A 13,590-nucleotide genomic window follows, 5' to 3' on the forward strand; every position below is an offset into this window, starting at 1 on the left:
AATTAGTTCAGTTTTTCTCCAATGTATATTCTTTTACTCCTAAACTTTCGTAAGTATGCCTAAGGGCTTCGTCGTTGTCTGTAATGACTAGCAATTTGTCGCCGGCTTTTAATTGTGTTTTTCCGGTAGGGACGATATAATTATTGTCCCGGTTGATCATAACGACTAATGTATTGTCAGGTAAGGATAAATGCATCAGCTGATTCCCTTTTTGCAATAATTCGTTTGTAAGGGTAATTTCGGACATTGCTGATTTTATGCTTTCGGGCAATTCGACTCCGAAGGTATTTCCGGTTTTAGGTTCCGGCATTGCCAAATGTAGCCGGTTTGCCACCCAGGGAATACTCATTCCCTGAACAATCAGAGAAAGTATGGTAATAAAAAATACAACATTGAATATTAGGTCGGCATGCGGAACTCCTGCAATCTGGGGATAAGTAGCAAAAATAATGGGAACAGCTCCCCTCAAACCTACCCAGGAAACAAAAATCCGTCCTTTTATCGGTAATTTCCGGAAAGGTAAAAGACAGAGGAAGACACTGACGGGACGGGCTATCAGGATCAGGAATACTCCTACCAGCAACCCCAGACTTGCTACTTCGAGTAATTCATGAGGATTTACCAGCAGTCCAAGGGTAAGGAACATAATGATCTGACATAACCAGGCAAAACCATCGAAGAATGAGGTAACACTTTTTTTATGAATAAAAGGACGGTTTCCTACAATAACTCCTGCAATGTAGACTGCCAGATAACCGTTTCCCCGGAGTAAATTGGTAAACGAGAAAACGAAAAAAACCAAAGCAAGCAGTAAGACAGGATAAAGGGACTCGTATTGAATATTGATTTTATTCAGGGTCAGGACGGCTAGACGTCCCAGGAAATAACCGCAAAGGGCTCCCATACCCAGTTGAATAATAAGCTCTAATGCCAGAGAACCGATACTCATATTCTCTGCCTGTACCATTTGGATAAAAAGGATTGTTAGTAAATAAGCCATCGGGTCGTTACTTCCGCTTTCCAATTCCAGCATCGGACGTAGGTTATGTTTCAAATGCAGATTCTTAGAGCGGAGGATGGAAAAAACGGAGGCAGAATCGGTAGAAGACATTACGGAAGCCAACAAAAGGGCTTCTACCAGCGTGAGCGCTATATGTTGTCCGGTTATTCCGGAAATCCAGTACACAAATCCACCTGTTACTAAAGCGGTCATAAAAACTCCCGCTGTAGCTAATACGACACCTTCTCCTAATACAGGCCGGATTTCTGTCATTTTAGTATCCATTCCACCGGAAAACAAAATGATACTCAGGGCGATCATACCAATAAATTGAGCTTGTTGCGGACTATTGAACTGTATACCTAAACCGTCGCTTCCGAATAACATTCCAACCAGGAGAAACAACAACAAAGCAGGTACTCCAAACCGATAGCCGGTTTTTCCAACGATAAGACTGACAAATAAAAGAATAGAACCAATAAGTAGAATATTTTCTGTAGTAAAGAACATAAATTATACTTTTAGTCGGTTGAAAAAGTAATTTTAATGGGCATTATTGAATACCTAGCAAAATTAAATATAATTTGTGAATAAATTTTGCGGAAATAGAACCGCCCATTTGAAAATATGTTAAATTTTATCATTTTATCTGATTCGGGGAATGTTCGGCCAGATATACCCCGGAAAGTATAAGCATTGCACCCAGGATGGCGTAAGCGGTGATTGTTTCATCCAGCACCAGCCAGGAAACAACCATCGTAACAATACTGATAAAATAAATGTAATTATTCGTACGTACGGCTCCTAAATTTTTAATGATGATATTCCAGATGTAGAAACAGAGGGAAGAGGCAATTATACTCAGGAAAAGCAGGTTGAACAGGACTTCTTTCCGGAGCAGGACAGAAAAATCCCGGGGGAAAGGTTCGTAACAAAACCAGGGTAAAAGGGTGAGGATACTGTAAAAGAAGACCCGCCGGGTTGTAAATAAGACAGGGTATTTATGACTGATTTTTTTTATAAGGATAGAGTATACTGCCCACGACAGGGCCGAGAAAAATGATAACAGATCTCCGGCCGGATTCAGTTGAAGAATAAAATTACCATTGAAAACAATCAGAAAAACACCTCCCAGGGCAATGAGGGATCCTGTCAGTGTATTGCGTTTTAAAGGTTCATTCTTCAAAGTGAAATTTGCTATAAAAGCCGTAAGTAAGGGAGCTGTAGTGACGATCAAAGCGACGTTGGAGGTGTTGGTCATTCCGACAGCTGTATTTTCTGTAAGGAAATATACCGTCCCCCCGAAAAATCCGGCAGCAAAAAATATCCCTTCGTCTTTCATATTCTTTACTTGGGGTAAATGAGGATAAAACAACCAGAGTACAGCATAAGCAATTACAAAGCGGTAAAGCATAATGCCTGCCGGACTCAGGCCGTTTAAAATTAAGATTTTAGTGGAAATCAGAGTAATCCCCCAGATGATAATGGTAAAGGCGGCTAATAGATGGAAAAGTGTGTTTTTATTACCCATGTCCAGATTTTTTATCGAAGGTCAAAGATAGGAATTTCATACCTCTGTTTATAAAAAAGGAAAAGTAAATTCGAAAAACCAAATAAGTGAAAAGGAGAAAGGGAATTCAGAAGAAAAAGAAGACAAATGGGGAGAGAATATTTGTTGAAAAAAAGATGTCGGATGAGGGAAAATGTAAATATTGAAAAGAAAATGATTTTTTCATTTTAAACTAAAATCAGATTTATTTCTAAAAAAAATGATTTTGGATTAAATTTTTTCAATAATTATTAGAATTATAAACATAAATCATTGTAGTTTTGCATGAATTTTGCATAGGTTCGCCTATAAATTTTGAACTTTTTTTAAAATTTAAACTTCCGGATATCTCAATTAAAATAATATGAAAATTCAAAAACTAATGATGATGCAGTTTCACAAGTTGTTTATTGTTGCATTAGGTGTGACGCTTTTTGCTTGTAGTTCAAAACAGCAAACAGGTCAGGGAGGGGCAGCGGAATATGCTGTCATTACTTTGGACCCTCAATCTGTCGTTTTGAGTACTTCTTATCCCGCAACGATACGGGGAAGGCAGGATGTAGAAATTCGTCCCAATGTGAACGGTTTTATTACTAAATTATGTGTGGATGAAGGGGCTACCGTTCGTAAAGGACAGGCTTTATTTATGATTGATCCTGTGCAATATGAGGAGGCTGTGAATGTTGCCCGGGCGGCTGTGAATGTTGCCAAATCAAATGTGGCGACGGCTCAGCTGACTGCTGACAATAAACGGGAATTGGCAAAAAAGAATATTATCAGTCAGTACGACTTACAAATGGCTGAAAATACGTTGGCTTCTCAGAAGGCTGCTTTGGCGCAGGCGGAGGCCCAGTTGGTAAATGCTGAGAAAAATCTTTCTTATACAAAAGTTGAAAGTCCTTCGGACGGAGTGGTCGGGACTATCCCTTTCCGGGTGGGGGCATTGGTAGGACCTACTATTGCAACTCCCCTGACTACTGTTTCAGATATTTCGGAAATGTATGTTTATTTTTCTATGACGGAGAAACAACTTCTGGATTTGATTCGGCAGGACGGTTCTTCTAAGGAAATATTGCAAAAATTGCCTGAGGTTGAGCTGGTACTGGCAGATGGTTCGCTTTATCCGGAGAAGGGAAAGATTGAAACAATCAGCGGGGTTATCGACCAGACTACCGGGGCTGTAAGTGTGAGGGCAGCTTTTCATAATCCCCGCTATCTGTTAAGGAGCGGGGGAACAGGGTCAATACGGATGCCTTCTGTGATAAATGACGCTCTTTTAATCCCTCAAAAAGCTTCTTATGAATTGCAGGATAAGAAATTTGTATATGTATTGCAAGCTGATTCTACCATAAAGAATACAGAAATACAAATATTTAATTTGGATGACGGGAAGAATTATGTCGTTACTTCCGGTTTACATCCCGGTGACCGCGTTGTGGTTGAAGGGGTAAGTTCTTTGAGAGACGGAACCCGGATCAGGCCGATTACCCCGCAGGAATCGGCAGCTAAAATCAGCGCAATGACTCAAACAAAAGGGGAGGCTGATAAAAAATAATTCGTGTTAAAAAGAAAAGAAAAATGAAATTAGATAAATTTATAAACCGTCCGGTACTTTCGACGGTTATTTCTATTCTAATCGTTATTTTGGGCTTATTGGGTTTAGTGTCTTTGCCCGTATCCCAATATCCGGATATAGCTCCTCCGACCATACGTGTGAATACCACTTATACGGGAGCAAATGCTCAGACGGTTCTGAACAGTGTGATCGCACCCCTGGAAGAACAAATCAACGGTGTAGAGGATATGATGTATATGACTTCTACGGCAACGAATACCGGAGATGCCTCCATAGAAGTGTATTTTAAACAGGGTACGGACCCTGATATGGCAGCCGTAAATGTGCAGAACCGCGTGGCAAAGGCTCAGGGATATCTTCCTTCAGAGGTGACGCAGGTAGGGGTAATTACCCAGAAACGGCAGACAAGTATGCTGATGGGTTTTTCTTTTTATAGTTCCGATGATAAATATGATGTTAATTTCCTGGAAAATTACCTGAACATTAATACCGTTCCGGAGATTAAACGTATTCCGGGGGTAGGGGATGTAATGGTTTTTGGAACGGATTATTCCATGCGTATCTGGTTAAAACCGGATGTGATGGCTCAGTATAAGCTGATGCCGGGAGATGTGACGGTTGCTTTAGCAGAGCAGAATATCGAAGCTGCTCCGGGGCAATTCGGAGAAAGGGGTGACCAGTCGTTTCAGTATATTATGCGGTATAAAGGCCGTCTGCAAACGGTAGAGGAATTTGAGAATATTGTAATCCGGGCGACGGCTGATGGTGAAATTTTACGGTTAAAAGATGTAGCCGATATAGAATTGGGACGATTAACCTACGGATTTGACAATAAAGTAAACGGGCATGCGGGAGTAACGGCTATTATATTCCAGACAGCAGGTTCGAATGCAACTGAAATTATCAGTGATATTAGTGATTATTTGAATAAAATTGAAAAGGATTTACCTTCTGGTGTTAAAATTGCCACCCTTATCAATGCCAATGATTTTTTATTTGCATCTATACACGAAGTGCTGAAGACCTTAATAGAGGCATTTATCCTGGTATTTTTGGTTGTATATATATTTTTGCAGGATTTCCGTTCAACTTTGATTCCGGCAATAGCTATTCCTGTCGCTTTGATCGGTACGTTTTTCGGTTTGTATCTGATTGGGTTTAGTGTCAATTTGCTGACATTGTGTGCTATGGTTTTGGCTATTGCCATTGTGGTGGACGATGCCATTGTGGTCGTGGAAGGGGTACATGCTAAGTTGGATCAGGGATATAAGTCGGCTCGTTTAGCTTCTATCGATGCGATGAGTGAATTGGGAGGTGCCATTGTGTCTATCACTCTGGTGATGATGGCTGTTTTTATTCCGGTGAGTTTTATGGGAGGAACTTCTGGAACATTTTACCGTCAGTTCGGTTTGACAATGGCAATTGCTATCGGATTGTCTGCTGTTAATGCTTTGACTTTAAGTCCGGCCTTGTGTGCCATTTTCCTGAAGCCGCATCATCAGAAAGGAGAGAAGAAGAAAAAAACGTCCTGGATTGAGCGTTTTCATATCGCTTTTAACGTTGCCTACGATAGGTTGTTAAAGAAATACGAGAAGAGTATTTTGTTTTTTATACACCGGAAAATATTGGCTTTTGGCATTGTGGTCGCAACGGTCATTTTATTGGTTCTTTTAATGAATATTACGCCTACGGGACTGGTACCGAACGAAGATACCGGAACTTTATTCGTTGTGGTGGATATGGCTCCCGGGACTTCGCAAGAGAGAACCCAGTACGTGATGCAGCAGGTGGACAGTTTGGTGGCAGCGAATCCGGCTGTGGCAAACCGGACCCAGGTAACGGGGTACAGTTTTCTGGCCGGACAGGGTAATTCCTACGGAACCATTATTGTGAAACTGAAAGATTGGTCGGAGCGGAAGAAAGGACAGGATCTGAATACGATTATCGGTTCCCTTTACATGCAGGCTAAAACGGCTATCAAGGATGCCCGGGTATTGTTATTCGCGCCCCCGATGATTCCCGGATATAGTGTTACGAATGGTTATGAATTGAACCTGCAGGATAAAACAGGAGGGGATCTGGATAAATTCTACGAAGTGGCACAAAACTTTTTAGCGAAGCTGAGGGAAAGGCCGGAAATAGCTACTGCTCAGACATCTTTCAATCCGACGTTCCCGCAATACATGATAGAAATTGATGCCGCGAAATGTAAACAGGCAGGCATCAGTCCGAATGATATATTGACGACTTTGCAAGGCTATTATGGCGGTATTTATGCTTCTAACTTTAACCGTTTTGGAAAGCTTTATCGGGTAATGATACAGGCTGATCCGAAATATCGGATTAGTCCGGAATCTTTACAGGGAATAAAAGTGAGAAATGGGAATGAAATGGCTCCTATCACTCAGTTTATGACGTTGAAAAAAGTATATGGCCCGGATAATATCAAGCGTTTTAATATGTTTACTTCTATGAGTGTAAACGGTTCTACAGCGGATAGTTATAGCTCAGGGCAGGCGATTAAAGCCATAGAAGAAGTCGCTGCAGCAGAACTGCCTACCGGATACGGCTACGAATTTTCAGGTATGACCCGCGAAGAGCAGGGGAGCAGCGGCGGTACGACAGCTATGATTTTTGCTCTTTGTCTGGTGTTTGTATACCTCTTACTGAGTGCCCAGTATGAAAGTTACCTGTTGCCTTTGGTCGTAATTCTTTCCGTGCCTTCAGGTTTGATGGGAAGTTTTATTTTTGCACAGATGATGGGTGTCGAGAATAATATTTATATGCAGATTGCTTTGATTATGTTGATCGGTTTGTTGGCGAAGAATGCCATTTTGATTACAGAATTTGCACTGGACAGGAGAAAGACCGGCATGAGTATCAAAGATGCTGCCATATCCGGCGCGTCTGCCCGTTTGCGTCCTATTTTGATGACCTCTTTTGCTATGATTATCGGTTTACTTCCTTTGATGTTCGCCCATGGCGTTGGGGCTAACGGAAATAGTACCTTGGGTACGGGATCAATCGGAGGTATGCTTATCGGTATGATTTGCCAGATATTTATTGTGCCTGCTTTGTTTGTTGCTTTTGAATACCTGCAAGAAAAATTCAAGCCAATGGAATGGCATGATACGGATAATACGGAAATAGAATCTGAGATTGAACAGTATACGAAATAATAAATAAAATGAAGATAAAAATCATATTATATCCGCTGTGTATGGCATTGCTGTTGAGTAGTTGCCATATATATAAACAGTACAGCCGGCCGGAAGTAGATACGCAAGGATTATTCAGGGATCCCGTTTCTGCTACGGATACATTGGTTTCCGATACCTCGAATATGGCCAATCTTCCCTGGGAGCAAGTGTTTACCGATCCCGATCTGCAGGCTTTGATTCGGTTGGGGTTGGAAAGGAATATGGATTTACAGACGGCTTTACTGAGGGTGAAAGAAGCAGAGGCCAGTTTGATGACTTCCCGTTTGTCTTATCTGCCTTCTTTGGCTTTGGCTCCGCAGGGAGGGGTCAGCAGTTTTGATCATTCGCATGGATCCTGGAGCTGGTCGTTACCTGTAGCAGGTAGTTGGGAAATCGATCTTTTCGGTAAAATATTGAATACCAAAAGAGCTGCAAAGGCTGCTTTGCTACAGAGTGAAGCTTATCAGCAGGCTGTTCAGACTCAGGTCATCGCAGCTATAGCCAATTATTATTATCTGTTACTTATGCTGGATAAACAGCTGGCTATAACGGAAGAAACTTCTGTGCTGTGGAAGAAAAATGTGGAAACCATGAGAGCTATGAAAGAGGCTGCTATGGTGAATGAAGCTGGAGTGGTACAGAGTGAAGCCAATTATTATATGGTATTGGCTTCTATAGCTGATTTGAAAAATCAAATCCGGGAAACAGAAAATTCGTTGTCTTTGTTGTTGAGACAAGCTCCTCAAAAGATTAAGAGGGGGCAAATGGATCATCAGCAATTACCTACGGTATTGCAGGCCGGAGTACCTATTCAGTTGCTGGCGAATCGGCCGGATGTAAAAGCTGCGGAGATGGCGTTGGCAGGGACCTATTACAATGCGAATGAGGCCCGGGCAGCTTTTTATCCCCAGATTACCCTCAGCGGGACGTATGGCTGGACCAACCAAGCCGGAAATGTAATTTTGAATCCGGGAAAAATGATTGCTTCTGTGATCGGTTCCCTTACTCAGCCTCTTTTTTACCGGGGAGCTAATATTGCCCGTTTAAAAATTGCAAAGGCACAGCAGGAAGAGGCTTTATTGAGTTTTGAACAAGCTATCCTGAATGCCGGAAGCGAGGTAAGCAATGCCTTGAATCTTTTTCAAACGGCGGAGGATAAGATTGTACAGCGGGAAAAACAGATCGAATCTTTAAAGAAATCTGTGGAATATACTCAGGAATTGTTAACTTTAGGAACTTCTACTTATCTGGAAGTCCTGACGGCTCAACAATCTCTGTTAAGTGCCCAATTGTCCGGAATTTCCGATGAATTCCAGCGGATACAGGCGGTTGTCAACCTGTACCATGCATTGGGGGGAGGAGTAAAATAATTAAACTTTAATATCTGAAATTATGATTAGTCCATTAGCTTATATAGATAAAGGAGCTAAAATCGGTAATAATGTTACGATTCATCCTTTCGCCTATATCGACAAAAACGTAGAAATCGGCGATAATTGTACAGTTATGCCGTACGCCAGTGTTCTGAGTGGTACGCGTATGGGGACAGATAATCTTGTTTATCAGGGAGCTATAATCGGAGCGACTCCTCAGGATTTTAAATTTAAAGGAGAAGATACAATATTGAAAATCGGAAATCATAATACAATACGGGAAAAAGTAATTATCAACCGGGGGACCGACACTACTGATTGTACGATAGTGGGAGACGGGAATTTCCTGCTGGAAGGAGTACATCTGGCTCATGATACTCATCTGGGAAATAATTGCGTGCTGGGAAACGGGGCGAAGACGGCCGGAAATTGCATTATTGACGATATGGCCATTTTAGGAAGCGGAGTGATTATAAAACACGGCTGCCGGGTAGGAAGTTGGTCGTTGGTGCGGGACGGCTGCCGGGCAAACAGGGATGTGCCTCCTTATATTGTAGCAGCTCACAATCCGATTGCTTATTACGGAATTAATGCGTTAATTTTGGCCAGGGAAGGGCATTTTTCTGAAACTTTAATCGATGATATTGCTAAGGCTTACCGCCAGATTTACCAGTGTGGTACCAGTTTGGAAAATGCCCTTCACCGGATCAGAGAACTGCTTGAAATCGGACCCGAACTGGCATATATGCTCGATTTTATTGAATCTTCTGAAAGGGGTATTATCGGAGTTACACTGTAGGGACGTGCCCTTTTGTGTAATTTTATAGTAGGTGAATATCCGGAAAATTCTTTCTTTGGAGGAGTACTTCGCTGATTAACGGAATCAGATTGTTAATGAGTATCCTGTTAGCAATCGGTTGTCAGGCAAATTTTTGTCCGGTTCAGCATCCAAAGAAAGAATTTTCCGGATATTCATTTTTTATTTTTTAGTTCCCAAAGGCGTTATGGTGGCTGAAGGATGTGCTTTTTTGTTGATAAAAATAAAACCGAGTACAATGAGTGCGAGTGCAATGGGATCGTGCCAGGAAAATTTCTGTAGTCCCATCAGTATGGTTACGATAGCTCCGGTTATGGGGAGCAAATAGATATAAGCGCTTTCTACGAAAGGAGTAATGTAATTCAAGGCTTTTACTGACAGGTAATAAGCTCCCATGGTAGTTACGATCAGGATAAACCCGAATTCCATCCAAATGTGTAAAGGGGTGGTCGTACTGAAAAGCGGAGCTTGTAAAAGTTGCCGGATGCCGAAGGGGAAGGTAACTATGAGTGCTGCTACTCCCATCCATTTCATAACGACGAATGCGTTATACTTTTGTGTATAGGGTTTGATCAGTACTAAAAAAAGGGATTTGGATACAGTAGAAGCGAAAATCATGATATCACCTAAAAAAGAGTCTTTTACCGGTCCGTTATGAGGCATTATAGACACGTAAACAGCGCCTCCCAGGCCAAGAATAATCCCGATCATTTTGTATTTTGTAAATTTTACATGCAAAATCAGTACTGCCAGTAACAGGACCATAATCGGCTGAAGGGTGCGAATGACGAAACTATCTACTGGTCCGGTGATATTCAGTCCGGAAATATACAATAACAGATTTGCTCCAATACCGAGGACGCCTCCTAACATCATCATGCCGATGTCGCGGCGTCCGGGGTTGTTTCCAGGGGTATGGGGAAGAAATAGTCCGATAATCCAGAAGCCGATGGCACACATCAGGCAACGGGCCAGAACTAGGCCCTGAGGACCGATCCATTCCGGCATAAGTACTTTCATAAAATTTGTATTGAAACTATAAATAAGTATAGTTGCCAATACCATCAGATTACCTATAAGCTCCCGTGATTTCATGTTTGTATTTTATGGATTCATACGAGATTTGTAAGTGTTGAGTTTTATTTTTATCTCTTTAAAGAGTGTAACTGTAAAGGTGGCTTTGCCGTATATTTTTCGTTATAAAACTTAATAATAAAAAGATATGCGGTATTTTTTGATTCTTTTAGTGGCTTTAGGGTTATCGGGAAAGATAGCTTGGGCACAGGTCGGAGAGAAAGTTGGGGAAGTAAAAGTTCTGAATGTCAAAAATGACACGATCAATTTGCCCATGTTGGGTAAAGAAGCTTTATTGATATTCTATCAGGATCCCAGTCATGCTGGTCAGAATGAAGATTTACAGGATTATTTTAAAGCTCATCCGATGAATAGTTCGAAGATTGAGTCCTATGGAGTAGTAAACATGGCAGCAGCTCCTTTACTCCCCAACGGGATGATTAAGCGTATGGCACGGAAACGGATAAAAGGGACGGATGCACAGGTCTATTTCGACCCCAACAATAATTTAAGCAGGGGATGGAATTTAGGCAATGTGAACAATGCTTCCTGTGTAATAGCTGTGGATAAAGACCGGATTATCCGTTTTTTTAAAGCAGGTCAGGTGACTTCAGCAGAAATGCAACAGGTTATTGATTGGGTAAATCAAAATAAGTAAAATATAAAAATATTCAATTAGTTATAAAACTTTATTTTCGTAGGAAATTGTTAGAAAATTTCCGATGCAAAAATCGAGAAAAAATTACCTGATTTATATATTGATGCTCCTGCTGTTCGGGCTTTTAATTTATGCGGCATTACATAGAGGAGAACGCTTTGCAGAATTGGGAGCAGCTCCTATTGTGCAGCAGGAAGGCAGGGCTTTTGAATTATTCCAGAGTATTGTTGCTGATAATTTGACAAGCCCTTTAGCTGTACTTTTGTTTCAGATTATTGTAATATTGGCGACGGTACGTATTTTTTCCTGGCTTTTCAGTTATGTCGGCCAGCCTGGAGTTATGGGAGAAATTATCGCCGGAGTCGTACTGGGACCTTCTTTATTGGGGTATTTTTTTCCGAACTTTTTTGAAGTACTTTTCCCTCCGGCATCTTTGATGAATTTGAATCTGTTGAGTCAGATCGGCTTAGTCTTGTTTATGTTTGTGATCGGCATGGAATTGGATTTCGGAGTCCTGAAGAACAAGATGAATGAAACCCTGGTAATCAGTCATGTCGGGATCGTTCTGCCTTTTTTCCTGGGTGTTGTCACTTCCTTTTGGGTGTATGAAAAGTATGCCATGACTCATGCGGCCTTTTTACCTTTTGCTCTTTTTATTGGTATTTCAATGAGTATTACGGCTTTTCCCGTATTGGCCAGAATTGTACAGGAAAGAGGATTAACCAAAAAACACATTGGAATATTGTCTATCGCATCGGCTGCAAATGATGATGTAACAGCCTGGTGTTTATTGGCCGTAGTCATTGCGATTGCCAAGGCCGGAACTTTTGTAAGTGCTCTTTATACTGTAGCCTTGACGCTGGCTTATATCCTGCTTATGTTCCTGGTCGTACGACCTTTTTTGAAAAAAATAGGAAACGTATATGCTACCAGTGAGGTCATCAATAAGACTTTTGTGGCATTTATATTTATAGTATTGGTATTATCAGCTGTAACTACAGAGATTATCGGAATTCATGCCTTGTTCGGTGCTTTTATTGCCGGTGTTATTATGCCTTCCAATATTGGCTTCCGGAAAGTGATGATGGAAAAGGTAGAAGATGTCGCTTTGGTATTTTTTCTGCCTTTATTTTTTGCTTTTACAGGACTGCGTACTGAGATCGGTTTACTGGATAGTCCGGAATTATGGGGCGTATGCGCTTTATTTGTAGGTATGGCTATTGTCGGGAAACTGGGAGGATGTGCCATTGCTTCCCGATTGGTAGGCGAAAGCTGGAAGGACAGTTTCATTATTGGCACTTTGATGAATACAAGGGGGTTAATGGAATTGATCGCTTTAAACATCGGTTATGAAATGGGGGTATTGCCGCCTTCTATTTTTGTCATTCTTATATTGATGGCTTTGATTACGACTTTTATGACCACTCCTTTATTGGTTTTCTTTGAGAAAATTTTCCATGTAAAAGAAGGCCTGGTGGATTTTAAAAATAAAATCCTTCTTTCTTTCGGAAAGCCCGAAAGCGGGAAAGTATTACTTTCTGTCATCCATTTTTTCCTGGGAGAACAGTTGAAAGATACAGAACTGATCGCTGCTCATTTTACTTTAGGGGCGGATGTTAATCCGGTTAAGGCAGAAGAATATGCCTGTAAAAGTTTTCAGCCGGTCCGGGAGGAAGCTGAGCGGTTGGGAATAAAACTTACGGAGCGTTATAAGGTTACGGATAAATTAATATACGAAATCGCCCGTATGGCCGGGAAGGAAAAAGTCCGTTTCCTGTTTGTCGGAGCTGGCCAGCAATTTATGCGGGAATATGCAGAACGTTTGACGGAGCAGCGTTTACCTGTCCTGTATCGTTTTTTCCGGATGCTTAGCCGGGGAACTTATGCTTTGCCGGGAATCCTTCACCGGGAAAAAATAGAAAAGATGATGCGGGAGGTGGACTGTCCTGTTGCAATATTTGTAAATCGTCATTTTTATCGTCCAGAACATATTTATTGGATTATCGGAAGTGGGGAAGATTTGTTCCTTGCAGAATATATCGTTGTCCTTTTAGCAAAGGGGGTAAATATCCGGGTTGTTTATAGGGAAGAAATTGCAGGAAATATTTCTTTGCAGAGTCATTTGGATCAGTTATACAGCCAGTATCCCGATAATTTAATTCCGGATGGATCTTTACGAAATAATGAAGGTATACAGGGAGTAAGTCATCTGGCTATTCTGAGTTATGACACTTGTGTGCATATCGCTTCAAATGCTGATTTGTTTTCTTCCCTGCCTTCTTTGTTAGTTATACATCCGGGAAAAGTGGATGAAGGCAAGGAATCTGCTGTATAGAGGAAGAA

At 41.4% G+C, this 13,590-nt stretch carries 9 protein-coding genes; 6 read left to right on the plus strand and 3 right to left on the minus strand.

All coding sequences use genetic code 11. The annotated features are described in order from the left end of the window. Positions 1-7 precede the first annotated feature (7 nt). Together Q0465_RS02250 and Q0465_RS02255 are read right to left on the minus strand one after the other, a co-directional pair. The gene (locus Q0465_RS02250) at positions 8-1,510 is read right to left on the minus strand and encodes a potassium/proton antiporter (protein ID WP_298612224.1); all 1,503 of its coding nucleotides are present in this window, start codon (positions 1,508-1,510) and stop codon (positions 8-10) included. A gap of 130 nt (positions 1,511-1,640) precedes the next feature. Beyond that, the gene (locus tag Q0465_RS02255; RefSeq protein ID WP_298612226.1) at positions 1,641-2,531 is read right to left on the minus strand and encodes a DMT family transporter; all 891 of its coding nucleotides are present in this window, start codon (positions 2,529-2,531) and stop codon (positions 1,641-1,643) included. A gap of 382 nt (positions 2,532-2,913) precedes the next feature. On the opposite strand from Q0465_RS02255, the gene Q0465_RS02260 reads away from it, so the two are divergent. The 4 genes from Q0465_RS02260 to lpxA are packed head-to-tail and all read left to right on the plus strand — an operon-like array spanning position 2,914 to position 9,497. Beyond that, positions 2,914-4,104, plus strand: coding sequence for an efflux RND transporter periplasmic adaptor subunit (locus Q0465_RS02260; RefSeq protein ID WP_298612228.1), 1,191 nt, complete (start codon positions 2,914-2,916; stop codon positions 4,102-4,104). 23 nt (positions 4,105-4,127) lie between these two features. Continuing rightward, positions 4,128-7,304, plus strand: a complete 3,177-nt coding sequence (locus Q0465_RS02265) for an efflux RND transporter permease subunit (protein WP_298612231.1) — start codon at positions 4,128-4,130, stop codon at positions 7,302-7,304. An 8-nt stretch (positions 7,305-7,312) separates the two neighbouring features. After that, entirely contained in the window at positions 7,313-8,695 is a 1,383-nt protein-coding gene (locus Q0465_RS02270) for a TolC family protein (protein ID WP_298612234.1), read from the plus strand. A 22-nt stretch (positions 8,696-8,717) separates the two neighbouring features. Continuing rightward, entirely contained in the window at positions 8,718-9,497 is a 780-nt protein-coding gene (gene lpxA / locus Q0465_RS02275; protein WP_298612237.1) for an acyl-ACP--UDP-N-acetylglucosamine O-acyltransferase, read from the plus strand. A gap of 180 nt (positions 9,498-9,677) precedes the next feature. Here the strand turns inward: lpxA and Q0465_RS02280 are convergent, their stop codons facing one another. Next, the gene (locus tag Q0465_RS02280; protein ID WP_298612240.1) at positions 9,678-10,610 is read right to left on the minus strand and encodes a DMT family transporter; all 933 of its coding nucleotides are present in this window, start codon (positions 10,608-10,610) and stop codon (positions 9,678-9,680) included. Between the two features lie 127 nt (positions 10,611-10,737). Here Q0465_RS02280 and Q0465_RS02285 point away from each other — a divergent pair, with 127 nt between their 5' ends. Together Q0465_RS02285 and Q0465_RS02290 are read left to right on the plus strand one after the other, a co-directional pair. After that, positions 10,738-11,247, plus strand: coding sequence for a YtfJ family protein (locus Q0465_RS02285; protein ID WP_298612243.1), 510 nt, complete (start codon positions 10,738-10,740; stop codon positions 11,245-11,247). Between the two features lie 64 nt (positions 11,248-11,311). Next, a complete protein-coding gene (locus Q0465_RS02290; RefSeq protein ID WP_298612246.1) occupies positions 11,312-13,582 on the plus strand; it encodes a cation:proton antiporter in 2,271 nt (756 codons plus the stop codon). Positions 13,583-13,590: the final 8 nt, after the last annotated feature.

It is taken from the genome of uncultured Odoribacter sp. (assembly GCF_937966165.1).
Lineage (GTDB): Bacteria > Bacteroidota > Bacteroidia > Bacteroidales > Marinifilaceae > Culturomica.